This window comes from Microbacterium schleiferi (assembly GCF_038150145.1).
GTDB lineage: Bacteria > Actinomycetota > Actinomycetes > Actinomycetales > Microbacteriaceae > Microbacterium > Microbacterium schleiferi_B.
Map to the genome: position 1 here is coordinate 84049 of NZ_JBBWSA010000003.1, position 21931 is coordinate 105979.

A 21931-nucleotide genomic window follows, 5' to 3' on the forward strand; every position below is an offset into this window, starting at 1 on the left:
CTGGTGGCCGTTGATCGTGAACGCGTCGCCGCACTGGTGCGCGAACTGCTCGAGGCGATCGGGGAAGACCCTGATCGCCCCGGTTTGAAGCTGACCCCTGAGCGGGTCGCGGATGCCTACTCCGAGTTCTTCGGAGGCATCGGCGAAGATCCGGCTGCCCCGCTTGCCCACACGATTTCGATCTCGCGGGGACCGGCCCCCGAGACGCTGCCCTCGGGGGCGGTGATGCTGCGCGACATCCTGTTCCGCTCCGTGTGCGAACACCACCTGCTGCCGTTCCGCGGCCACGCCCACATCGCGTACCTGCCGGGCGAAAAGGTGGTGGGTCTTGGCGCACTGCCGAAGGTCGTTGACGTGCTCGCCGCGCGGCCGCAGGTGCAGGAGCGCCTTGCCGAACAGATCGCCGACACCATCTCGGAAGCACTCGATGCTCGCGGGGTGCTCGTCGTGCTGGATGCCACCCACGAGTGCGTCACGATGCGCGGAGGCCGCCAGACCGACGCATCCACCGTCACGATTGCCGCTCGCGGAGCCTACGAAGAGCCAGTCGCGCGCGCCGAGCTGATCGCGCTCATCGGGGCGAGCTGACATGTCCACGCTCGTCATGGGGGTCGTCAACGTCACGACCGATTCGTTCAGCGACGGCGGCCGCTATCTCGACACGGGAGCGGCGATCTCGCACGGTCTGGCATTGTGGGCTGCCGGGGCCGACATTCTCGATGTCGGCGGTGAGTCGACCCGCCCCGGTGCCGAGCGTGTCGACCCCTCGGTCGAACGCGACAGGGTGGTGCCCGTCATCCGTGCCCTCGCCCAGCGCGGCGCCTGGATCAGCATCGACACGATGAACGCGTCGACCGCCGTCGCTGCTGTCGAATCGGGCGCGAGGATCGTCAACGACGTCTCGGGGGGACTCGCGGATGCCGCGATGCTGCCCGCCGTCGCTGAGACTGACGCCGAGATCATCCTCGGGCATTGGCGTGGGCACTCGCGGGAGATGTACGCACCGGCGCAGTACGCACACGTCGCCGCCGAGGTCGCAGCTGAGCTCGCCGAGCGGGTTGCGGCTGCCCGCGCGGCGGGCATCGCTCCCGACCGGATCATCGTCGACCCCGGCATCGGCTTCGGCAAGCGTCCCGAGCAGAACTGGGAGGTGCTGCGCGCCCTGCCAGAGCTCGTCGCGGCGGGGCAGCGTGTGCTGCTGGGCACGAGTCGCAAGCGGTTCCTCGCCGAGGCGCTGGCCGCGGCATCCGTTGACGCCGAGCGCCGGTTCACCGAGCACACGGGAGCCGCGGCTACCCGCGCTGGCGGCGAAGACTCGTCAGGCGACACGATCGGCACGGTCACCGAAGCTCGGCGCGATGGCGCGACGGCCATCACGAGCGCTCTTGCCGCGCGCGCCGGGGTGTGGGGTGTGCGGGTCCACGACGTCGCCGGTACGCGCGACGCCCTGCGGATCGCGGAGCTGTGGGGAGGTTCGGATGCCACAGCTCGATGAGATCCGGCTCGAGGGGCTTCGCGTCTTCGGCCACCACGGCGTCTTCGATCATGAGCGCGAGAACGGTCAGGACTTCGTCATCGACCTCGCCCTGACCGTGCGCGCCGAGCGCGCCGCCCAGACAGATGACGTTGCCGACACCGTCCACTACGGCGAGGTCGCCGACGCTGTCGCGGACATCGTCGCCGGTGACCCGGTCAACCTCATCGAGACGCTCGCTGAGCGGATCGCCGCTCGTGTGCTCGCGTTCCCCGGTGTTCTCGCGGTGCGGGTCACGGTGCACAAGCCGCAGGCTCCCATCCAGCAGCAGTTCACGGATGTCTCGGTGACGATCACGCGCAACCGTGCGGAGGGCGGAGCGTGAGCCGCCGCCTGGCCGAAGGCTTCGACGGGGCCGCCCACCCGGATGCCGCTCCCGCCGTAGACGCGGTCATCGCGCTCGGGGCGAACCTCGGCAATCGGCGCGAGACGCTGGCTGCCGCTGCCACCGCGATCGAGCGGCTTCCGTTGGTGTCGGCGGTGAGGATGTCTGAACCCATGGAGTCGGTCGCGGTCACCCTCGACGGCCCCGATCCGGACGTACCCGGCTACCTGAACGCCGTGGCCGTCGTCACGACGCGCCTCGCGCCTACCGTGCTGCTGAGCTACCTGCACGCCATTGAGGACCAGCACGGACGCGTGCGGCGCGAACGGTGGGGCGATCGCACCCTGGATCTGGATCTCATCGCCTACGGCGACCTCGTCTGCGACACCCCGACGCTGACGCTTCCCCACCCGCGCGCAGCCGAGCGCGATTTCGTGCTCGCGCCGTGGCTGAGCCTCGACCCTGATGCATCCCTCGTCGGCGCCGGGCGGGTAGCCGACCTCCTCGAGCGCCTCGGGGATGCCTCGTGAAACGCACCGGCGCCGGCATCCTGATCGCGACCGCCGCTATTGCGCTGGCAGGCGGCTTCCTCGTGAACCAGCTGCTCACCGCGACAGGACGCGCAACCTTCACGCCGCTGATCACGCTTCCGGTTCTGCTCATTGCGTTGGGGGCCATCGTTGTCGCGCTCGCGATCCCGGTGTGGCGAGCATCCCGGGGGCACACCCGCGCGCCGATCAACCCGTTCCGGGCCCTGCGCATCGCCATGCTCGCGAAGGCGTCGAGCCTGCTCGGCGCAGCATCCGTCGGCTTCTCGGGAGGATTGGTGGTTTTCCTCCTGACCCGACCCGTGGTCCCGCCGTTAGGCTCGATGGCGACCCAGTTGGCAACGCTCGTCGCCGGGCTTCTGCTGGTCGCGGCGGGGCTCGTGGCCGAGTATCTGTGCACGATCCGGAAGGATGACGATGACGAACAGCCCGGAGGCGTCGACCCCGGCTTCGGAGCCCACAGCCACTGAGCCCCCAACCGCTGAGCCCCCAGCCACTGAGCCGCAAGCGGCGGAGGGCGCCGAGACTTCCGCGCTCGACGAGGGCACGTTCTCACGGATCCTCGAGCCGCGATCTGCCAACCGGCTTCCGATCGGCGACGGCACCTGGCATCAGCTCGCCCGGCAGTACGTCTGGGTGCAACTCATCTCGTCGGGCATCCTTTTCCTTCTCGTGCTCGCGGCCGCACTCGCGATCTGGTTGATCGTGGGGGTGGGGTGGGTCTGGATCCCCGCGGGGATCGTGCTGGTGATCCTCGCGATCACGCTTGCTGTCACGCCGCGCCAGGCCCGTGCCTACGGCTATCAGCTGCGCGAGGACGACTTGGTCTTTCGTAAGGGGATCCTCTGGCAACGAGTCGTCGCTGTGCCCTACGGGCGCATGCAGCTCGTCGACATCACGCACGGTCCGCTGGATCGCGGGTTCGGAATCGCGCAGCTCAAGCTCGTGACCGCGGCAGCCACGACCGGGGTCGCGATTCCCGGCATCCGGCAGGACGCCGCCGAGCAGCTGCGTGACACGCTCATCGCGGTAGCCGAGACCCGCCGGACCGGCCTGTGACCGACGCCACCCCCGCCCCGCCTCCCACCCCGCCGCCCGCCGCGGAGGTGCGCTCGCCGCTCAGTGACGGCGAATGGCATCGGATGCATCCCCTGACGCCACTGTTTCGCGGTGGGCTGGTGCTGGTGATCGTCGCCGGCGTCATCATCGCGAACCTGCGTGACCGGCTCATCGCGATCTTCCTGCCCTGGCTGGCTCCCGGTTTCGAGGGAGAGTCGATCCCCGGCGACCCCGTCGACTACGTCGTCTCGCACAACCTGATCCTGGTCGCGACGCTCGTCGTGCTTGCCGTCGTGATCGTGCTGATCGGCCTCTTCTATCTCGCCTGGCGCTTCCACAGTTTCCGCATCACGGATGACGATGTCGAGGTGCGCTCGGGCGTCGTCTTCCGGTCGCATCGCCGCGCGCCGCTTGACCGGGTGCAGGGAGTGAACCTGACACGCCCCACCGTTGCGCGCCTGTTCGGCCTGGCCAAGCTCGAGGTCGTGGGCGCGGGCCTGGACGCGAACGTCAAGCTCGAATACCTGTCGACGGCGAACGCGGAGGCGATTCGCGGCGACATCCTGCGGCTCGCATCGGGCCGTCAGCTCGGCGAGCGGGGCCAGGCGCAGCGGCGTGCCAAGGCATCCGAGACCGTTTCTGCTGGGATCACCGGCCTGATCGCGGGGGCAGAGGCGCCCGTTGCTGAGCCCGAGTCGGTTGTGTCGATTCCGGTCGGCCGGCTGGTCGCTTCCCAAACCCTGTCGGGCACCACGATCTTTCTGGTCGCGGCGATCGCTGCGATCGTGACCGGGGCGGTCACGACGACCGGGTGGGTGCTGTTCGCCGTCGTTCCGGCGGTGCTCGGTTTCGGTGCCTACTGGATCCGCTCGATCACCCGGTCGCTGCGCTACTCGATAGCCCCTACCCCGAGCGGTGTGCGAATCACGTATGGCCTCCTCACGACGATCACCGAGATCATCCCGCCGGGTCGCATCCACGCCGTCGAGGTGACCCAGCCGCTGATGTGGCGCCCGTTCGGTTGGTGGGCGATTCGTATCAACCGGCTCTCGGGTCGCAGCTTGAGCGACGGCGCCAACGACCAGTTCGGCACCGTCCTGCCGGTGGGCAACCGCGCCGATGTCGAGCGGGTGCTGCGGCTCATCCTGCCGACGATCGACCAGGATGACTGGCCCATGATCGTCGACAACGGCGCCCTCGGTCCCGTCGCCGACGACCCATACACAACCACGCCGAGACGGGCCCGGCTGCTTCGACCGCTCTCCTGGCGCCGCAACGGATACTGGCTCGGAACTGACGCGTTGTTCCTGCGTCGGGGCCGGATCTGGCGCACTCTCGCCGTCGTACCGCTGGCACGGATGCAGAGCCTCGAGGTGAGCCAGGGTCCTGTGGATCGCGCGCTTCGCGTTGCGAACATCCGCGCGCACACGGTCATCGGTCGCGTGTCGGGCAGCCTCGGCATCCTCGATCGTGACGACGCGCTGCGCCTGTTCGATGAGGGTGAGCGTGCTGCTATCGGCGCTGTTGCGTCCGACCGCTCGCACCGCTGGGCGGGGGCGGAGTGAGCGACAGGCTGCGCGTCGGGATCGTCGGCGCAGGAAAGGTCGGTCCTGTCATCGGTGCGGCACTGGCGGGAGCGGGGCACGCCATCGTCTCGATCACGAGCGGATCCGACGACGACCGCGTCGCCGCGATCCTTCCGGGCGTCCCCATCCGGGACCCGCAGGATGTCGTGCGGGAGAGCCAGCTCGTCGTGATCGCCGTTCCGCACGATCAGCTCGAGGGACTCGTCACCGGCCTCGCCGAACTCGACGCCTGGCAGCCGGGTCAACTCGTCGTGCACACCGATCCGGCGTTCGGGACCGGCGTCCTCGCTCCGGCGCTGGCGCGCGGCGTGATTCCGCTGGCGATTCATCCGGCGATCGCGTTCACCGGCACCTCCATCGACCTGCGCACCCTTGTCGGTGCGTACGCGGCTGTCACTGCGCCGGCGCCCGTCCTGCCGATCGCGCAGGCGCTCGCGGTCGAACTGGGGTGCGAGCCTGTGATCATCGCCGAGAGCGACCGAGCCGCCTACGCCGAGGGAGTGACGACCGCCACCGACTTCTCGCGCTCCATCATCCGTCAGGCCACCGACCTGCTGCGTTCGGCCGGCGTTGCCGAGCCGGGGCGCTATCTCGCGGCGCTCATGCATACGACGGTCGACCACGCGCTCGTCGAGGCGGGAACCGACGACATACGCCCGCCCGTGGATTGAGCCGGAGTGACCGCCAACGGAGTCCCGACGGCCCGCCGATAGACTGGGCGACGATTTTCAAGGAGCCCCCCTCATGACCGACACGCCTGCCGCCGTGCCCGCGGACGCCGCCCCCGAAGCATCCGACGAGGACGTCTTCGAGCAAAAGGCGGTGCGGCTGGCCAAGCGCGAGCGGCTGCTGGCAGAGCGCACGGACGCCGCGGGCGGCGCCTATCCGGTGAGTGTGCCCGTGACCGCCTCGATCGCGGAAGTCCGCGAACGTTTCGCCCATCTCGAGGCAGGAGACGAGACGGGCGAGGCCGTGTCTGTCGCGGGTCGGGTCGTCTTCAGCCGCAACACCGGGAAGCTGTGCTTCGCCGCGCTGCAGGCAGGCGATGGCAGCCGCATCCAGGCGATGGTCTCGCTTGCCGCCGTGGGCGAGGAATCGCTGCAGCGATGGAAGGAACTCGTCGACCTCGGCGACCACGTCGCCGTCACCGGCGAGGTGATCTCGAGCCGCCGCGGCGAGCTCTCGATCATGGTGGCCGAGTGGGCGATCGCCGCGAAGGCCCTACTCCCTCTTCCGAACCTCTACGCAGAACTGAGCGAAGAGAGCCGCGTCCGCAGCCGCTACCTCGACCTCATCGCGCGCGATCAGGCGCGCCAGACTGTGCTTGCCCGCGCGGGCGTCAACCGGAGCCTGCGCGACACGTTCGCCGCTCACGGATTCGTCGAAGTCGAGACCCCGATGCTGCAGGTGCAGCACGGTGGGGCGTCAGCTCGGCCCTTCATCACCCACTCGAACGCGTTCGACACCGAGCTGTACCTGCGGATCGCTCCTGAGTTGTTCCTCAAGCGCGCCGTGGTCGGCGGCATCGACCGCGTCTTCGAGATCAACCGCAACTTCCGCAACGAGGGAGCGGACTCGACCCATAGCCCCGAGTTCGCGATGCTCGAGGCTTACCAGGCCTACAGCGACTACAACGGCATCGCCGACCTCACGCAGGAGCTCATCCAGAACGCCGCGATCGCCGTGACCGGCTCGACCGAGGTGACCTGGGCCGACGGCACGGTCTATGACCTCGGCGGGGAGTGGGAGCGGATGTCGATGTATGACTCCCTCAACGAGGCGCTGGCTGCTGCCTGGCAGGGCACGGATGCCGCCCCCCGCGTCGACGCCGCAACACCGCTCGCCGACCTGACAGCCATCGCCGAGCGCTTCGGCGTCGACGTTCCCGCGCACCCGATTCCCGGCAAGCTCGTCGAGGAGCTCTGGGAGCACTTCGTCAAGCCGACGCTCGTGCGCCCGACGTTCGTCATGGACTTTCCCCTCGACACGAGCCCGCTCGTGCGCGAACACCGATCAATCCCCGGCGTCGTCGAGAAGTGGGACCTCTACGTGCGCGGCTTCGAGTTGGCGACCGGATACTCCGAGCTGGTCGATCCCGTCATCCAGCGTCAGCGCTTCGAAGCGCAGGCCAAGCTTGCCGCGCGCGGGGACGACGAGGCGATGCGGATCGACGAGGAGTTCCTGCGTGCCCTCGAGCACGGGATGCCGCCTACCGGTGGCATGGGGATGGGGATCGATCGGCTGCTCATGGCGATCACGGGTCTCGGCATCCGTGAAACCATCCTCTTCCCCCTTGTGAAATAGGCGGGCGCGCGGTCACCGCCCCGGTTCATCCAGCCGGAACGCCCAGTCGGGCAGGTGGCCGGCGCCCACGAACGAGCGCACGATCTCGGCGAGGCCATGCTCCGGCTCGATCGCCGTCGCCTGCTGGGCGAAGAGGTCGGCGTGCGTCGACCTGCCCAGGGCCCACGAGAACCATGCCGCCGCCGCGAGCGGCCCTGGGCGTCGGGATGCAGGAACGGCGCTGGCGACCTGGCGTGCGAGCAGCAGGGCGCGGCCCAGCCGCTCGGGCGAGGGTCTCGCGCCCTCACCCCACAGTCGCATCGCGATCTCGCTCGGGTACTCGTCCCCGTCTTCCCAGCGCGCCTGCGCGTGGGCCGCCTCATCACCGGCATCGATCCCGTCGATCCAGCAGATGAGGGCGATGTCGCGCAACGACGGCCTTCCGAGCGCCCACGCGGCGGCGGCGATCTCAAACGGGTCGAGGGTCGCAGCATCCTCGCTCAACAGCCGCTCAACGAACGCCGGAAGGTCATCGAGAAGGCATGCCGCCGCGAACGCTCGGGGGTCGATCCGCGCGGCATCGGCCGGTGGATGTTCCGCGTCGGTGAGCACCAATGCACGAATCGCCGCATCGAGCGCCGTGCACGCATTCTCGACTGCGTCCGATCGGGCGGCATCGAGGGGGAGCAGATCGGCGCCGGCGAACTGGTTCGCTTCGGGCGTCGCGACATCGCCGAGCCCCGGGGGCAGATCATCCGCTGACGGAACCGAGCCCGCGTCCGACCCCGCATACGAACCCCACCGTCGGCCGGCCACCCACAGCGCCTCGACGATCACCACTCCGCACGCCTCGGCTCGACGCTCGATCCCCTCGACAAGGGCGCGAGCCGGGGCATCCGTCTCGCTGTAGACGACGATCGCGCAGCCGTCGGCCTCGGGCACCCGGCACACGAGCCCCATCATGGTCGCGGCGATCTCATCGGCGCGGTCGTCGTCGGGTGGGAGGTCCAGGCGTAGGGCCCCACGACTGCGTCCGCGGCGGAACGGCACCAGAACGACGCTGCGCTGCGGAACGAACCCGAGGAGGCGAGGAACGACGGTCAGGAACTCGGCGGGTGAGGTCGCATGGATGATCGGAGTCATGGGATTGAGCATGCGAGCGGCGCTCAGATGGACGGCAGGATCACCGGCATGCCGGGGATAGGTGAGGCTCGGGGCGACCTGGGGAGAGGGGGCCGCGTATCCTGGAGGCGTGGACAACTTCTGGGTGGCAGCGCTGTGGGCGATCCTGCCGACCATCGTTGTAGTGACGCTCTTCTTCTGGGTCCTGCGCAGCATCATCCGTGCCGATCGCAACGAGCGCCGCGAGTATGCGCGCATCGAAGCCGAGGAACGCGCGGCGCGGGGGCTTCCGCCGGCGCCCGCTGCAACCGAGCAATAGCCCGAGTTCCCACTACGCTGGCGTCAGACCGTCAGACCGTCACAGCGGAGGGAGCTGACGCATGGTGCTTGCAGGACTTGTGCCGTTGACGTCCGGCGGAGATGTCGATGTGACAGTCGACCTCCCCGACATCGCGTTCTGGTGGCTCCTCGCGCTCTTCCTGTTCGACCTCAGCATCCGTATCGCGGCGATCATCGTGATCCCGCGCAATCGCCGCCCCACCTCGGCGATGGCGTGGTTGCTTGCCATCTACTTCATCCCGATCGTCGGTGTGTTGCTGTTCCTGCTCATCGGGAACCCGCGACTGCCTCGAAAGAAGCGCCAGCAGCAGGAGCAGATCAATACCGCATTGCGGGAGAACGGTGAGAGCATCGCGGTCGGAACGCTCCGACCCGGTGCGCCGGCCTGGTTCACGGGGCTTGTCGATCTGAACACGAACCTCGGAGCGATGCCGCTCACCGGTGACAACCAAGCCACCCTTATCTCGGAGTATCAGGCGAGCCTGGATGCTATGGCCGATGCCATTCGCGGCGCCCGGAGCTACGTGCACGTCGAGTTCTACATCCTGCAAACCGACGCATCGACCGACAACTTTTTCGCAGCCCTCGAGGAGGTCGCTGCGCGCGGCGTCACCGTCCGTGTGTTGCTGGACCACTGGGCCAACCGCGGCAAGCCGTTCTACAAGAAGACGCTGCAACGGCTCGATCGCATGGGTGCGGCCTGGCACCTGATGCTGCCCGTGCAGCCGCTGAAGGGTAAGTGGCAGCGACCCGATCTGCGCAACCACCGTAAGCTGCTGGTCGTCGACGGCGAGGTAGCCTTCGTCGGTTCGCAGAACGTTACTGACTCGACCTACAACCTGAAGAAGAACATCAAGCGAGGCCTGCACTGGGTCGACCTCATGGCCCGCGTCGAAGGGCCGGTGGTCTCGTCGATCGACGTCGTGTTCCTCTCCGACTGGTACAGCGAGACCGGCGAAATCCTCACCGACCAGGTCAACCTGTCATCCGCCTCAGACTCGGGTGGCAATCTCGACTGCCAGATCGTGCCCTCCGGTCCCGGGTTCGAATACCAGAACAACCTCAAGCTGTTCATGGGACTCCTGTTCGCGGCGCGCGAGAAGATCATCGTCGTCAGCCCCTACTTCGTGCCCGAAGAGTCGCTGCTGCTCTCGCTCGTCACCGCCTGCCAGCGCGGCATCCACGTCGAGCTTTTTGTCTCTGAAGAGGGCGATCAGGCGATGGTCTACCACGCCCAGCGCAGCTACTACGAGGCCCTCCTTCGTGCCGGCGTCAAGATCTGGATGTACAAGAAGCCCTTCATCCTGCATTCGAAGAGCCTCACGATCGACGACGATGTTGCCGTCATCGGCTCGAGCAACATGGACATGCGTTCCTTCGGCCTCAACATGGAGATCTCGATGATGGTGCGCGGCGAGGAGTTCGTCGCCGACATGCGTCGCGTTGAGGCCGAGTACCGGTCGCTCAGCCGCGAGCTCACGCTCGAGGAGTGGATGAAGCAACCACTCAGGTCCACGGTGTTGGATAATCTCGCCCGACTCACCTCTGCGCTCCAGTAGCAGCGCCGCATCAAGGAGCCTCATGAAACGCCGTGTCCTTGCATCCCTCGTCCTCGGCGCGGTAGCCGCGCTCAGCCTCACCGGCTGCCTCAGCAGTTCCGACGCCCCCGCCGGCCAGGAGACCGACGTGAACGCCGCCTGGCTTGACGACGGTCGAATCATCGCGCTCGTGACCACCGGATCCAGCAGCTGCGTGCCCGTTGCCGAGAGCGCCGAGATCAATCAGGACGGCGCGCTCGCTGTCGAACTCTCTCTGCCCGATGCCGACCAGCCCTGCACCGCGGACCTCGCACCGCGCGCGACGCTCGTGCAGGTGCCCGAGGGCGTCGACCCGTCCCAGGACCTCGTGATCTGGGCTACCGGCGAGGGCTACTACGGCGATGTGACACTTCCTGGAGTCTCAGGCCTCGCCGGCCCGGGTGGTTCGACGGACTACGAGCCGACAGCGGGATGGACTCAGGAGCAGGGCCAGTTCGTCATCCTCACCTGGGGATCGTCGAGCTGTGTGCCGGTGGTTGAGACGAGCGAGGTCACCGCGGAAGCCGAGGTGACGGTCACGTTCCAAGAGCCGCCGGCAAACCAGGCGTGCACGATGGACATGGCACCGCGCACGAACTTCGGTTTTGCCGACGGTCTGTCGGGCGTTTCGGACGTTCAGCTCGTGTTGAGCGGCGACTCCCTCGACAGCACGATCCCGATCTACGGCACCAGCGACTGACGCATCCGGCCGCGAGCCCGGGGGTGGCGGCGGTGGCGGCGTCCGTTCGTTTGCCGCAACACGCCGCGTACGGCTGACCGCCACCGCCGTATACGGCAACTGAATCCGGTTTCGCGGCTTGCTGCCCCGTTCGTTTGCCGCAACACGCCGTGCAAAGGTGCGTCACGATACGGTTTGGGGCAACCGAACGGACGTTGACGCCTACAGCATCCGGCCGACCTCGCCGCCGGGGGCTCCTCGTCGCTCGTCAGTCCCTCTTCGTTTGCCGCAACACGCCGCGTCGCGATGCTTCAGCATGCGGTTTGGGGCATGCCAGGCCTGACGCGTCGTCGATCCCTTCCTCCCCGCACGGCGGTTCGGCGCGAGTTATCCCCGGACCCGCTCCTGGCGCACCGTCCCATGAAAGACGCGGGTGATCCTGAACGGATGCCGCAGCCGACGCCGCTTCCCCCTGGACTCGCGCCGCCGTTTGCCGTGGCGACCGCTCGCCGTCTCGGTGTGCCGGAGGCGCGCTTGCGGCGAAAGGACCTCGCCCGCCCGTTCCACGGCGTGCGCTCAATCGACCTGGACGCGCCGGATAACGGCGAAGAGTCAATTGTGCGACGGGCCATCGAGTACTCACGGCGGATGCGGGAGGAGGAGTTCTTCAGCCACGTGACCGCCGCCATCCTGTGGGGGCTGCCACTGCCGCCACAGAGGATGCTCACGCGAAGCCGTGGCGATGCGACAATGCCGCGTCCGCTGGACGTCGCGGTCAGGCTCCCGGCACGGGCGGGGCGGGCTCGCGGCATCCGGGGCCGGTCGATCTCACCGCACCTCGCGGAGGTGTGCACCCACCCCGCAACCGGCCTGCGGGTATCGACGCCCGCCGCGGTATGGGCAGAACTCGCCACTGAACTCGCGCTGGAGGACCTCATTGCTGTTGGCGACGCGACGGTGCGCGAGCCCATGTGGGAGACGGATGCCGCAGCTCTGGCATCCGTTGCGGATCTGGACCGCGCTCTGGGGGCGGGCCGCCGGCTCGGGGTGGACCGGTTGCGAGCAGCGCGCCCGCTGGTTCGTACGCGCTCGAGATCTCGGCCCGAGACACACCTCAGGCTCGCGTTTGTTGAGGCGGGGTTGCCGGAGCCTGAGTGCAACTGGCCCGTCGCGGAGGGGGATCGACTACTCGCTCTGCTCGACCTCGCTTACCCCGGCGCAGGTGCGTGCTTCGAGTACGAGGGAGAGCATCACCTCCGCGACCCGGAGCAGTGGGCGCGGGACATTCGGCGCCACGAGATGCTCGTCGAGCGTGGCTGGCGGATCGTGAGGGTCACGAAGGACGATCTCTATCGCCACCGCGAGGAGCTGTTCACCCGCATCCGTCTCGCCGTCGCTGCCCGCTGCTGACGGGGTTGGCCCGCCGCCAACGGTGTTCACGCGCCCTGTTCAGTTGCCGCAACACGCCGTGGCATGCCGGGCGCGGGCGCAGTTTGCGGCAAACGAACGGCTGCTGGGGCGGAGTGCGGAGTTGAGGGGCTCAGTCAGCCGATCCGTCGGCGCGAACGAGGACGTCGCCGACTTCGCAATCCAGCGCCCGGCAGATCGCCGAGAGGGTGGAGTACCGGATGGCGCGGGCACGATCGTTCTTGAGGATCGAGAGGTTCACCACCGAGACCCCGACCATCTCCGACAGGCGAGTGAGGGTCATCCCGCGTTCGGCGAGCAGCTCGTCGAGGCGACAGTGGATGCCGCTGGGGCCGTCATCCTCGATCTCGGCGGGGCTCACACCAGTCCCTCGGTGTCGCGCTGGAGTCTGCGCATCGCCTGGAAGACGTAGCCCAGGGCCAGGACCGCGAACCCGACAAGGGGAACGGCGAGCCCCCAACCGTCGACGCCGAATCCGGCCAGCAGGATGCCGCCGAGGGCATCGTTGGTCGTATGGGCAGCCTCCATCGAACCGAAGCCCTGTGCGGTGGTCCCCAGCAGCGGCCCCAGTACGAGAGCGAATCCGGCCGCAAGCGTGAACCGGTACAGCGTGACCGGGAAGCGCATGCCCGAGGCGATGGCCCACAGCATCCACGCCGCCGCCGCGCCGACGACGAGCGCCGTCACGGCGAAGGCGAGGTTCCCCGCAGCGAACAGCAGCCGCGCCGACTGTGCGAAGTCTGCGGTGACGGATGCCGATTCCACCGACGCTGCCGTCACCCCGGCATCCGGCGCAACGGGTAGCGGGGTATCGGCGAGGAGGGTGAGAGTGACCTCCGGGGAGAAGAGGACGGTGAACGCCCGCGCGACCTGGCCGGCACACAGAACGAGCGCCATGAGGGCCGCCAGAACTGCGATCGTTCGGATGGCACCCCGGTCGGCGCGGCCGGGCCTAGTCCCGACATCCTGCGACATGCTTATCACGCTCCTTATTGCTGTTCGCTGCGTCACGACTCATACGAGACCTTCGGTGTCGCGCTGGAGTCGATCGCCGACCACGAATACCGTTGTGCCCAGGGCGCCGAGGAAGGCGATGCCGAAGAGCTGCACGAGATTCGCCGACACGATGACGTTGTCAAAGTCGCCACCTGAGATTGCGGCGAACGCGCCGTTCGCGCCCATGTTGCCGAAGAACGGGGCGAGCGCAACTCCTGCAAACCCGGCCGTCGCCGCAGTGCCGATGAGAGTTGTATTGCGGCGGCCGAAGACCCGGCCGCGCAGGATGCTCCACATCACCAGCAGGAGAGTCGTCACGACCGTTACCACAGCGGCAACGACCACGACCTGTTCCAGGACCAACGCCACCACGGACGCGAACGGGAGCCGGTCGGCAAGGAGGAATGCGGAATCGAGCTCGACTGTCACGCTTGCGCCATCCGGTCCGATCGGCGCTTGAGCCGGGGTTCCGGCGAACTCCGCGAACACCCGTGTCGTGGAGTCGGCGAAGAGCCCGATGACGTTCGACACCGCGCTGATCGCGGTGCCTACGACGAAAATGGCCCCGACGACGAAGAACACTGACATTGCGACGGTGTCCCCTCGGGACAGGGCTCGGTAGGGGCTGGTTGTAGATGCCATTCGGATCTCCGTGCATATCGATAAACGTTGTTATTGATAAACGATATGACGAGGACAGGAACGCGTCAACTGCGACTCCGGCGCCCACGTGCGGGATTCGATTGCCCCAATCTGTTCTCGGCGGCCTGAAGCCGCGGCGTGTTGCGGCAAGCGAGCGCGGGCGGCAAGCGAGCGCGGGCGGCAAGCGAGCGCGGGCGGCAAGCGGGCGGCAAGCGAGCGCGGGCGGCAAGCGAGCGCGGGCGGCAAGCGAGCGCGAGCCGCGCCGGATGCCGCAGGCGGCCGCAGGCGGTATGCCCCTGGCGAACACGGGCATAGCGTTCCCGCTCCGTCGTTACTCTCGATGTACGACGCCAGCAGTGGGTCAGCATCCAGCGACTCACCGGCCGAAGGAGTAAGCGGATGTTCGAGAGATTCACCGACCGTGCCCGTCGCGTGGTTGTGCTCGCCCAAGAAGAGGCGAAGATGCTCAACCACAACTACATCGGCACCGAGCACATCCTCCTGGGTCTGATCCACGAGGGTGAGGGCGTTGCTGCCAAGGCGCTCGAGTCGCTCGGGATTTCGCTCGATGCCGTGCGCGAGCAGGTGCAAGACATCATCGGCCAGGGCCAGCAGCAGCCGACGGGTCACATCCCGTTCACGCCGCGTGCCAAGAAGGTCCTCGAGCTGTCGCTGCGCGAAGCGCTGCAGCTCGGCCACAACTACATCGGCACCGAGCACATCCTCCTCGGCCTCATCCGCGAGGGCGAAGGTGTTGCCGCTCAGGTGCTCGTCAAGCTCGGCGCCGACCTCAACAAGGTGCGCCAGCAGGTCATCCAGTTGCTTTCGGGTTACCAGGGCAAGGAGCCCGCAGGTGTCGCATCCGGCGCCGGCGAGCAGGCCCAGGGAACCACGCAGGGCGGCTCGCAGGTGCTCGACCAGTTCGGTCGCAACCTCACGCAGGCAGCACGCGACAACAAGCTCGACCCCGTGATCGGGCGCGAGAAGGAGATCGAGCGGGTCATGCAGATCCTGTCGCGTCGCTCCAAGAACAACCCCGTGCTGATCGGTGAGCCCGGCGTCGGCAAGACCGCCGTTGTCGAGGGCCTCGCGCAGGCGATCGTCAAGGGCGATGTCCCCGAGACGCTGAAGGACAAGCAGCTCTATTCGCTCGACCTCGGCTCGCTCATCGCCGGATCCCGCTACCGCGGTGACTTCGAAGAGCGCCTCAAGAAGGTCACGAAGGAGATCCGCACGCGCGGCGACATCATCGTCTTCATCGATGAGATCCACACCCTCGTGGGTGCCGGTGCCGCAGAGGGCGCGATTGACGCGGCATCCATTCTGAAGCCGCTCCTCGCGCGTGGTGAGCTCCAGACCATCGGTGCCACGACGCTGGATGAGTACCGCAAGCACTTCGAGAAGGATGCTGCGCTCGAGCGCCGCTTCCAGCCGATTCAGGTCGCCGAGCCGAGCCTGCCCCACGCGATCAACATCCTCAAGGGGCTGCGCGACCGGTACGAGGCGCACCACAAGGTGCAGATCACGGATGGCGCGATCGTGGCGGCCGCGAACCTCGCCGACCGCTACATCAGCGACCGGTTCCTGCCCGACAAGGCCATCGACCTGATCGATGAGGCCGGTGCGCGCCTGCGGCTCAGCATCCTGTCGAGCCCGCCGGAGCTTCGCGAATTCGACGAGAAGATCGCGAAGGTCCGCGAGCAGAAGGAAGCTGCATCCGAGGACCAGGACTTCGAGAAGGCTGCGTCCCTGCGTGACGAGGAGAAGAGCCTGCTTGCCGAGCGCCTGCGCCTCGAGAAGCAGTGGCGTTCGGGCGAGGTCTCATCGCCCGCCGTCGTCGACGAAGGCCTGATCGCCGAGGTGCTCGCACAGGCCACCGGCATCCCGGTGTTCAAGCTCACCGAGGAGGAGTCGAGCCGCCTCGTCTTCATGGAGAAGGCGCTGCACCAGCGCGTCATCGGCCAGGAGGAGGCAATCGCGGCCCTGTCGAAGACGATCCGTCGTCAGCGGGCGGGACTGAAGGACCCGAAGCGTCCGAGCGGTTCGTTCATCTTCGCCGGACCCACCGGTGTCGGAAAGACGGAGCTTGCCAAGGCACTCGCCGAGTTCCTGTTCGATGACGAGGGTGCCCTGATCTCGCTCGACATGAGTGAGTTCGGCGAGAAGCACACCGTCTCGCGTCTGTTCGGTGCCCCTCCCGGATTCGTCGGCTTCGAAGAGGGCGGCCAGCTCACCGAGAAGGTGCGCCGCAAGCCGTTCTCGGTCGTGCTGTTCGACGAGATCGAGAAGGCCCACCCCGACATCTTCAACTCGCTCCTACAGATCCTCGAAGAGGGCCGGTTGACCGATGGTCAGGGTCGCGTCGTCGACTTCAAGAACACCGTCATCATCATGACCACGAACCTCGGTTCGCAGGCGATCGCCGGCGGCCCGGTCGGGTTCCAGGTCGAGGGTGACACCTCGACGTCGTACGAGCGGATGAAGGGCAAGGTGAACGAGGAGCTCAAGCGCCACTTCAAGCCCGAGTTCCTGAACCGCGTCGACGACATCATCGTGTTCCCGCAGCTCGACAAGGACGAACTGCGCCAGATCGTGGATCTGTTCACGAAGCGCCTCGGCGAGCGGCTCCTTGACCGCGACATGACGATCGAGCTGTCGCTTGCCGCGAAGGATCGCCTCATCGAGGTCGGGTTCGACCCGGCCCTCGGTGCTCGCCCGCTGCGTCGCGCGATGCAGCACGAGATTGAGGACCAGCTGAGCGAGAAGATCCTGCACGGCGAACTGAACCCCGGCGACCACGTGAAGGTGGATGCCGAGAACGGCCAGTTCCTGTTCGAGCACGGTCCGCGCGGTGAGAAGGTCGCGGTCGGCGTGATCTCGGGCGGCGACATCTCGATCACGCCTGACCTGGCGATCACCTCGGACTGATCCCGGCACAGGCTGAGAGGGGACGGATGCTTCGGCATCCGTCCCCTTCGTCGTTAGGCTCAGGCCGCAGCGGAAGGCGCGAGGAGCGCCGCGACCGCTGTGTCGAGGACGATCGACTGCCGCACCTCGACCGCATGGTCGTAGCGGGGGCCGGCGAGGGCGACATAGACGCCGCCGACGATGTCGATGTAACCCACGACCCGATCGGCTCGGTGCACTTCGTACGTGGTGGGACCGATGAGAACGACCGATTCAACCGGCGGCGCGGTGGCGCGGGGCGGGGCAGCGGGCGTGGGGGTGGATGTCGTGGGGACCATGGTGGCTCCTCCCGTTGAAGGGAACTGCTCCTGAAGGGTCCACCCGCACCGGGCGAAACGGTGGGGGCTTGACATCACCGCGCGATCGGTGGTGCTACCTCGATCATCCGCCGCGCCGGTCAGTCAGGGAAGGGGGTGCGCCTGGCAGATTCCATGGAGAGTTCGCGCTCTAGGCTGGGGGGATGACCGAATTCAGCGTCCGACCGGCACGAACGGCGGACGTTCGAGCCATCCAGGCCCTCCTCGAGCCCTGGGTGCAGCGGCGAGTGCTCCTGGGTAAGGACCTCGTGGTGCTGTTCGAGTCGGTGCAGCAGTTCACCGTTGCGGAGGATGCCGACGGCAACCTCATCGGCTGCGGTGCGCTGCACGTCATGTGGGACGACCTCGGCGAGATCCGCACTCTCATCGTCGCTGACGAGTGGCTGCATCACGGCGTCGGCCGAGCGATCGTCGACCGTCTGGAAGAGAACGCGCGTGCGCTCGGGCTGCGACGCCTGTTCTGCCTGACCTTCGAGGTGGAGTTCTTCTCGGCCCGTGGTTTCGAGGTGATCGGCGAGCAGGTCGTCGACCCGGATGTCTACTCCCAGCTCGTCCGTTCCCCTGACGAGGGCGTCGCCGAGTTCCTGGACCTCGCCCACGTGAAGCCCAACACCCTCGGCAACACCCGGATGCTGAAGACCTTCGACTGAGGCGCGCCGATCCGGCGTCGCGCGGCCCCGCGCCTACCCTGGAGGCATGAGCAGCCAACCACCGCGTCGCCGCCCATCCCCGGGCGTGTACCGGCGACGACGCCTCGTCGTGCTGCTCGCGCTGATCGCGATCATCGCCGCGATCGTCTGGTTGTTCGTCGCTCAACCGTGGTCGAGCGCCGCGCAGCCGGATGCCGGTCCCAAGCCGACCCGCACGTCATCCGTCAGCCCGACCCCGAGCGCGACAACTCCTGCTCCGACTGACTCGTCGGCGCCTGAGGCTGCGGCGACCACCGACCCCGGCCCCCTGGAGACCGCGCCTCCGACGTGCACGCGCGGAGACGTGATCGTTGAGGCACTCACCGACCAGGACGAGTACGCCTCGGGCCAGAACCCCCAGCTGTCGATCCGGCTCACGAACACCTCGGATGCCTCGTGCACGATCAATGTCGGAACCACGACGCAGTCGTTCACGATCACCAGTGGGAGCGACACGTGGTGGCGTTCGACAGACTGTCAGACCGAACCAAGTGACATGATCGTGACGCTCGAGGCGGGTCAGACCGTCGAGAGCTCGACCCCGCTGATGTGGGATCGGACCCGGTCATCCGTCAGCACCTGCGATTCCGAGTCGCGGCCAGCGGCAGGCGCTGGTGGTGCGTCGTACCACCTCGCCGTCGAGATCGGCGGCATCGCCTCGGACCAGACCAAGCAGTTCTTCCTCTACTGACGCCGACCGCACGTCGGGAGCCTGCCGGTGGGGTCATCTACCCTGGAAGGATGGCTGGAAAGAAGGGCGCGAAGCCGCTGGAGTTCCGCAACACGCAATTGGCTGATGCGCTTCAGACGCAGGACGTCGCAGCCGTTGCTTTTGCCCTGCGGCACGGTCCGACAGTGGTGCCGCTCATGAAGCCGGGGCAGCGCGACAATCCGCTCGACGTCGGTGAGGTTTGGACCTTTCGTGACCCGAACACCGGCCAGGTCGCTCTTCTCCTCTTCAGCGACGCGGCGAACAAGCCGGCGACCCTTCCCCCGGCGGTCGCGCTGATGCCGCCGGCAAGCCTGAAGACCTTTTTGCAGGCGCACCGCGACGAGATCACGACAGTCTTCTTCGACCTGGCGGGGCCCCATCCGATGCAGGCAAGCCCAGTCGACGTGCTTGCCGCTCTCGAGGTTCGGCTCGAGGACTGACCCAGCCGGCAGTTAGAAACCTGGTCCATCGTCGGAGCGCCCGGAGCCGGGTCGCCGGCCCGGCCGCACCGTGTGCAGACTCAGGTCCCCGAGGGCGCCGCGCAGATTCTTGGATGCGGCATCCACGACTGTGCGGTAGCCGAGACGCTCAGCCTCTGCCCGCCGCTGGGCTGCCTGCATCACAGGTCTGATCTCGCCGGCGAGGCTGAGCTCGCCGATGGCTGCTGTTCCCCTGGCGAGGGCAGTCTCACTGACGGCGTTGGCAACCGCGACCGCAATGGCGAGGTCCGCTGCGGGCTCGGCCAGGCGCACCCCGCCGACGGTTGACACGTACACATCGTGGTCGCTGACGATCACACCTGCACGGCGTTCGAGCACGGCGAGCACCATGGCAACGCGTGAAGCCTCGACGCCGTTGACGATGCGCCGCGGGTTCGGGGCCGAGGTCTTGATCGTGAGTGCCTGCACCTCGACCGGCAGCGCGCGGCGCCCCTCCATCGCGATCGTGACGCACGTCCCGGCGACCGGGTCGCCGTGGCCGAGGAACAGCGCGCTCGGGTCTGCCACTTCCTGGATGCCGTCGCCGGTCATGTCGAAGCATCCGACTTCGTCCGTCGGGCCGAATCGGTTCTTCAGAGCGCGCACGAAGCGCAGCGAACTTTGGCGATCGCCCTCGAAGTGGCAGACGACATCGACGAGGTGCTCGAGGATGCGGGGGCCGGCGATCGAGCCGTCCTTGGTCACGTGCCCCACGATGATGACCGGCAGGCCCCGTTCCTTGGCGACACGGATGAGGGTCGACGCCACCTCGCGCACCTGCGACGGATGGCCCGCCGCACCCTCATGCAGTGCCGACGACACAGTTTGCACCGAATCGACGATCAGAAGGCTTGGCTGCACATCGTCGACGTTGCCGAGAATCGTCGCGAGGTCTGTCTCGCTCGCGAGGTAGAGCTCGTCGTGCAGGGCACCGGTGCGCGATGCCCGCAGCCTGACCTGCGCGACCGACTCCTCAGCGCTCGCGTAAAGAACCCGGTGACCGGATGCCGCGGAGTGCGCCGCGACATCCAGCAGCAGTGTCGACTTGCCAACGCCGGGCTCGCCAGACAGGAGGATCGCGGCGCCGGGGACAAGCCCACCGCCGAGCACGCGGTCGAACTCGCCGATGCCGGTCGTGCGGCGGGGCGCGTCGGATGCCGAGACCCGCGTGATCGGTTGCGCAGCGCGATCGGCGCTCGGCGCCGTGGGGGCGAGCGTTCGCACGATCCCGGTCTGTTCGGCTGCCTCGACCACCGTGCCCCACTGCTGGCATTCGCCGCAGCGGCCGACCCATTTGACCGTCGTCCATCCGCACTCGGTGCACCGGTACGGGGCGGCGGTCGTTGGGCGTTTGGCCATGCGATCAGGCTAGCCGCGGCATCCGACACCGCCGCCCGGCGCGCCCTCGCCTGTGGCTAACTCCTCACATCGGGTGGTTGTGCGCACTGACGGGCGGCGTCGGGGGCCCGGGACACCGCAGATTTGAGGAGTTGGCCCCGGACACCAGCGACGGATGCCGCGGATCAGTCGGTCGCGAGGACTGCCTCGCCGACGACCTGTTGGGTCAGCGGCACCGAATATGCCATGAGGGCGCCGGCCTGGGCGTCACGGAAGATCCGCTGAATCGGCGAGCTCAGCAGGAAGCTCCCGCCGCCACCGACGCGGAGCGCCTCGGCCGCTGCCTGCTTTGCCACCTCGTTGGCGAGCATCTTCGACTCGGCGGCGGCGGGCATCGCTTCCTCGGACCGCTCGTCGGCAAGCCAGGCGACGCGCTCGGCGAACAGGCGTGCTGCCTGCAGCTGCGTCCACAGCATGCCGGTCTCCATCTGCACCCACTGGTTCTCGGCCTGGGAGGGCGCGCCGCCCTTGCTCTTGCGGGCGGCGGTGGCATAGGCATCCATCGCCGACTCGGCGATGCCGATCGAGAGCATTCCGAAGCCGACGGTGATGAGGTTGGCGTAGTCGGCAGGGGGGAAACCGCACCGGCGGGATGCCAGCAGCGGTGTGTTCTCGAACAGCACCGTGCGGCTGCGCGTGGCGCGCATCCCGACGGTCTCGTCGATGGGCGGGAAGCTGATGCTGTCGTCGACGGTCACTCCGAAGAAGGCCGGTACCCCGTCGATGCTCGTGTTGACGAGCATGTGGTCGGCGGCCTCGGAGCCCGAGACGAACACCTTGCGACCGGTGAGTGTCCAGTTCTCACCGGTGGGGGTCGCGTTCTGCTGGGGCGCGAGGAAGAACCTGCCCCCCGCGGGCTCGGAGAGGGCATTGACGAATCGCTTTCCCGCGCGCAGCTCGGCGGCAAAGAACGCCGCCTCGTCGGGACTCGACATCGTCACGAGCGCGTGGGCTGCGCCGATGTGCATGAGCCAGACGGTGGCGACGGCGGGATGGTGGGCGGCGAGGATCCGGACCGTGTGCGCCAGCGTCACATAAGACAGGCCCTGGCCGCCATGCTCCACGGGCAGGAACGCGGCATCCAGTCCCGAGGCCGACAGGGCGCGCAGGTGCTCGATCGGCAGCCGGGCGTCACGGTCGTCGTCGGCTACGGTTGCCGCGAACTCCTGAGCGAGCGTCGTGACTGTGTCGATCCAGATCTGCTCGGCAGCGGGGACGGCGAACGGGGAGCGTCGGGTCAGCATGGGTGTT

24 protein-coding genes are annotated in these 21931 nt (G+C 67.8%); 17 read left to right on the top strand and 7 right to left on the bottom strand.

Annotated elements, in window-relative coordinates:
• The first annotated feature begins 3 nt into the window (after positions 1 to 3).
• The 9 genes from folE (at position 4) to lysS (ending at position 7356) form a co-directional block, all read left to right on the top strand.
• Positions 4 to 588 carry a GTP cyclohydrolase I gene (gene folE / locus AADH62_RS03910; RefSeq protein ID WP_195692798.1) on the top strand — a complete coding sequence of 195 codons (585 nt, stop codon included), beginning with the start codon at positions 4 to 6 and terminating at the stop codon, positions 586 to 588.
• Position 589: 1 nt separating this feature from the next.
• A complete protein-coding gene (gene folP / locus AADH62_RS03915) occupies positions 590 to 1495 on the top strand; it encodes a dihydropteroate synthase (RefSeq protein WP_341578353.1) in 906 nt (301 codons plus the stop codon).
• On the top strand, positions 1479 to 1859 hold the full coding sequence (gene folB / locus AADH62_RS03920; protein ID WP_341578354.1) for a dihydroneopterin aldolase: 381 nt from the start codon (positions 1479 to 1481) through the stop codon (positions 1857 to 1859). Before folP ends, folB begins: the two co-directional genes overlap by 17 nt.
• Positions 1856 to 2389, top strand: a complete 534-nt coding sequence (folK, locus tag AADH62_RS03925) for a 2-amino-4-hydroxy-6-hydroxymethyldihydropteridine diphosphokinase (RefSeq protein WP_341578355.1) — start codon at positions 1856 to 1858, stop codon at positions 2387 to 2389. Before folB ends, folK begins: the two co-directional genes overlap by 4 nt.
• Positions 2386 to 2877, top strand: coding sequence for a DUF3180 domain-containing protein (locus AADH62_RS03930; RefSeq protein ID WP_341578356.1), 492 nt, complete (start codon positions 2386 to 2388; stop codon positions 2875 to 2877). Before folK ends, AADH62_RS03930 begins: the two co-directional genes overlap by 4 nt.
• The gene (locus tag AADH62_RS03935) at positions 2825 to 3466 is read left to right on the top strand and encodes a PH domain-containing protein (protein WP_425355640.1); all 642 of its coding nucleotides are present in this window, start codon (positions 2825 to 2827) and stop codon (positions 3464 to 3466) included. Before AADH62_RS03930 ends, AADH62_RS03935 begins: the two co-directional genes overlap by 53 nt.
• Positions 3463 to 5031: a PH domain-containing protein gene (locus AADH62_RS03940; RefSeq protein ID WP_341578357.1), complete on the top strand. Its 1569-nt coding sequence runs from the start codon at positions 3463 to 3465 to the stop codon at positions 5029 to 5031. The genes AADH62_RS03935 and AADH62_RS03940 overlap by 4 nt, the downstream gene beginning before the upstream one ends.
• Positions 5028 to 5723, top strand: coding sequence for a DUF2520 domain-containing protein (locus tag AADH62_RS03945; protein WP_425355641.1), 696 nt, complete (start codon positions 5028 to 5030; stop codon positions 5721 to 5723). The genes AADH62_RS03940 and AADH62_RS03945 overlap by 4 nt, the downstream gene beginning before the upstream one ends.
• A gap of 73 nt (positions 5724 to 5796) precedes the next feature.
• Positions 5797 to 7356 carry a lysine--tRNA ligase gene (gene lysS, locus AADH62_RS03950; RefSeq protein WP_341578358.1) on the top strand — a complete coding sequence of 520 codons (1560 nt, stop codon included), beginning with the start codon at positions 5797 to 5799 and terminating at the stop codon, positions 7354 to 7356.
• Positions 7357 to 7368: 12 nt separating this feature from the next.
• Here lysS and AADH62_RS03955 read toward each other — a convergent pair whose 3' ends face one another.
• On the bottom strand, positions 7369 to 8478 hold the full coding sequence (locus tag AADH62_RS03955; RefSeq protein WP_341578359.1) for a DUF4192 domain-containing protein: 1110 nt from the start codon (positions 8476 to 8478) through the stop codon (positions 7369 to 7371).
• 109 nt (positions 8479 to 8587) lie between these two features.
• Here AADH62_RS03955 and AADH62_RS03960 point away from each other — a divergent pair, with 109 nt between their 5' ends.
• The 4 genes from AADH62_RS03960 (at position 8588) to AADH62_RS03975 (ending at position 12462) form a co-directional block, all read left to right on the top strand.
• On the top strand, positions 8588 to 8776 hold the full coding sequence (locus AADH62_RS03960; RefSeq protein WP_300591526.1) for a hypothetical protein: 189 nt from the start codon (positions 8588 to 8590) through the stop codon (positions 8774 to 8776).
• A 61-nt stretch (positions 8777 to 8837) separates the two neighbouring features.
• On the top strand, positions 8838 to 10355 hold the full coding sequence (gene cls / locus AADH62_RS03965; RefSeq protein ID WP_341578360.1) for a cardiolipin synthase: 1518 nt from the start codon (positions 8838 to 8840) through the stop codon (positions 10353 to 10355).
• A 22-nt stretch (positions 10356 to 10377) separates the two neighbouring features.
• Complete coding sequence (locus AADH62_RS03970; RefSeq protein WP_341578361.1) at positions 10378 to 11073, top strand: hypothetical protein; 696 nt, start codon at positions 10378 to 10380, stop codon at positions 11071 to 11073.
• Between the two features lie 426 nt (positions 11074 to 11499).
• The gene (locus tag AADH62_RS03975; protein WP_341578362.1) at positions 11500 to 12462 is read left to right on the top strand and encodes a hypothetical protein; all 963 of its coding nucleotides are present in this window, start codon (positions 11500 to 11502) and stop codon (positions 12460 to 12462) included.
• A gap of 130 nt (positions 12463 to 12592) precedes the next feature.
• On the opposite strand, the gene AADH62_RS03980 is transcribed toward AADH62_RS03975, so the two are convergent.
• From AADH62_RS03980 to AADH62_RS03990, 3 genes are read right to left on the bottom strand one after another with little or no spacing between them, the layout of a single operon-like run.
• Positions 12593 to 12841 (bottom strand): helix-turn-helix transcriptional regulator, encoded by a 249-nt coding sequence (locus tag AADH62_RS03980; protein WP_341578363.1) that lies wholly within the window; start codon positions 12839 to 12841, stop codon positions 12593 to 12595.
• Entirely contained in the window at positions 12838 to 13455 is a 618-nt protein-coding gene (locus AADH62_RS03985; protein ID WP_341578364.1) for a hypothetical protein, read from the bottom strand. The genes AADH62_RS03980 and AADH62_RS03985 overlap by 4 nt, the downstream gene beginning before the upstream one ends.
• A gap of 39 nt (positions 13456 to 13494) precedes the next feature.
• A complete protein-coding gene (locus tag AADH62_RS03990) occupies positions 13495 to 14118 on the bottom strand; it encodes a hypothetical protein (RefSeq protein WP_341578365.1) in 624 nt (207 codons plus the stop codon).
• Positions 14119 to 14517: 399 nt separating this feature from the next.
• On the opposite strand from AADH62_RS03990, the gene AADH62_RS03995 reads away from it, so the two are divergent.
• Positions 14518 to 17046 carry an ATP-dependent Clp protease ATP-binding subunit gene (locus AADH62_RS03995; protein WP_341578366.1) on the top strand — a complete coding sequence of 843 codons (2529 nt, stop codon included), beginning with the start codon at positions 14518 to 14520 and terminating at the stop codon, positions 17044 to 17046.
• Between the two features lie 59 nt (positions 17047 to 17105).
• Here AADH62_RS03995 and AADH62_RS04000 read toward each other — a convergent pair whose 3' ends face one another.
• A complete protein-coding gene (locus AADH62_RS04000; protein WP_341578367.1) occupies positions 17106 to 17363 on the bottom strand; it encodes a hypothetical protein in 258 nt (85 codons plus the stop codon).
• Positions 17364 to 17545: 182 nt separating this feature from the next.
• Between AADH62_RS04000 and AADH62_RS04005 the strand changes: the two genes are divergently transcribed.
• Genes AADH62_RS04005 through AADH62_RS04015 form a run of 3 tightly spaced genes read left to right on the top strand, consistent with a single transcriptional unit; the run spans position 17546 to position 19243 of the window.
• Positions 17546 to 18052: an amino-acid N-acetyltransferase gene (locus AADH62_RS04005; RefSeq protein WP_341578368.1), complete on the top strand. Its 507-nt coding sequence runs from the start codon at positions 17546 to 17548 to the stop codon at positions 18050 to 18052.
• Positions 18053 to 18098: 46 nt separating this feature from the next.
• Positions 18099 to 18782, top strand: a complete 684-nt coding sequence (locus tag AADH62_RS04010; RefSeq protein WP_341578369.1) for a hypothetical protein — start codon at positions 18099 to 18101, stop codon at positions 18780 to 18782.
• Positions 18783 to 18832: 50 nt separating this feature from the next.
• Positions 18833 to 19243, top strand: a complete 411-nt coding sequence (locus AADH62_RS04015; protein ID WP_341578370.1) for a dehydrogenase — start codon at positions 18833 to 18835, stop codon at positions 19241 to 19243.
• A 12-nt stretch (positions 19244 to 19255) separates the two neighbouring features.
• Here the strand turns inward: AADH62_RS04015 and radA are convergent, their stop codons facing one another.
• Together radA and AADH62_RS04025 are read right to left on the bottom strand one after the other, a co-directional pair.
• Positions 19256 to 20641: a DNA repair protein RadA gene (gene radA, locus AADH62_RS04020; protein ID WP_341578371.1), complete on the bottom strand. Its 1386-nt coding sequence runs from the start codon at positions 20639 to 20641 to the stop codon at positions 19256 to 19258.
• A 164-nt stretch (positions 20642 to 20805) separates the two neighbouring features.
• A complete protein-coding gene (locus AADH62_RS04025; RefSeq protein ID WP_341578372.1) occupies positions 20806 to 21924 on the bottom strand; it encodes an acyl-CoA dehydrogenase family protein in 1119 nt (372 codons plus the stop codon).
• Between the last annotated feature and the right edge of the window lie 7 nt (positions 21925 to 21931).

Excerpts from the sequence above, each read along its gene's own strand:
- folP (WP_341578353.1), top strand. The coding sequence starts at position 590 with ATGTCCACGCTCGTCATGGGGGTCGTCAACGTCACGACCGATTCGTTC.
- folB (WP_341578354.1), top strand. The coding sequence starts at position 1,479 with ATGCCACAGCTCGATGAGATCCGGCTCGAGGGGCTTCGCGTCTTCGGC.
- AADH62_RS03935 (WP_425355640.1), top strand. The coding sequence starts at position 2,825 with ATGACGAACAGCCCGGAGGCGTCGACCCCGGCTTCGGAGCCCACAGCC.
- lysS (WP_341578358.1), top strand. The coding sequence starts at position 5,797 with ATGACCGACACGCCTGCCGCCGTGCCCGCGGACGCCGCCCCCGAAGCA.
- AADH62_RS03955 (WP_341578359.1), bottom strand. The coding sequence starts at position 8,478 with ATGACTCCGATCATCCATGCGACCTCACCCGCCGAGTTCCTGACCGTC.
- cls (WP_341578360.1), top strand. The coding sequence starts at position 8,838 with ATGGTGCTTGCAGGACTTGTGCCGTTGACGTCCGGCGGAGATGTCGAT.
- AADH62_RS03970 (WP_341578361.1), top strand. The coding sequence starts at position 10,378 with ATGAAACGCCGTGTCCTTGCATCCCTCGTCCTCGGCGCGGTAGCCGCG.
- AADH62_RS03975 (WP_341578362.1), top strand. The coding sequence starts at position 11,500 with ATGCCGCAGCCGACGCCGCTTCCCCCTGGACTCGCGCCGCCGTTTGCC.
- AADH62_RS03985 (WP_341578364.1), bottom strand. The coding sequence starts at position 13,455 with ATGTCGCAGGATGTCGGGACTAGGCCCGGCCGCGCCGACCGGGGTGCC.
- AADH62_RS03990 (WP_341578365.1), bottom strand. The coding sequence starts at position 14,118 with ATGGCATCTACAACCAGCCCCTACCGAGCCCTGTCCCGAGGGGACACC.
- AADH62_RS03995 (WP_341578366.1), top strand. The coding sequence starts at position 14,518 with ATGTTCGAGAGATTCACCGACCGTGCCCGTCGCGTGGTTGTGCTCGCC.
- AADH62_RS04000 (WP_341578367.1), bottom strand. The coding sequence starts at position 17,363 with ATGGTCCCCACGACATCCACCCCCACGCCCGCTGCCCCGCCCCGCGCC.
- AADH62_RS04005 (WP_341578368.1), top strand. The coding sequence starts at position 17,546 with ATGACCGAATTCAGCGTCCGACCGGCACGAACGGCGGACGTTCGAGCC.
- AADH62_RS04010 (WP_341578369.1), top strand. The coding sequence starts at position 18,099 with ATGAGCAGCCAACCACCGCGTCGCCGCCCATCCCCGGGCGTGTACCGG.
- AADH62_RS04015 (WP_341578370.1), top strand. The coding sequence starts at position 18,833 with ATGGCTGGAAAGAAGGGCGCGAAGCCGCTGGAGTTCCGCAACACGCAA.
- radA (WP_341578371.1), bottom strand. The coding sequence starts at position 20,641 with ATGGCCAAACGCCCAACGACCGCCGCCCCGTACCGGTGCACCGAGTGC.
- AADH62_RS04025 (WP_341578372.1), bottom strand. The coding sequence starts at position 21,924 with ATGCTGACCCGACGCTCCCCGTTCGCCGTCCCCGCTGCCGAGCAGATC.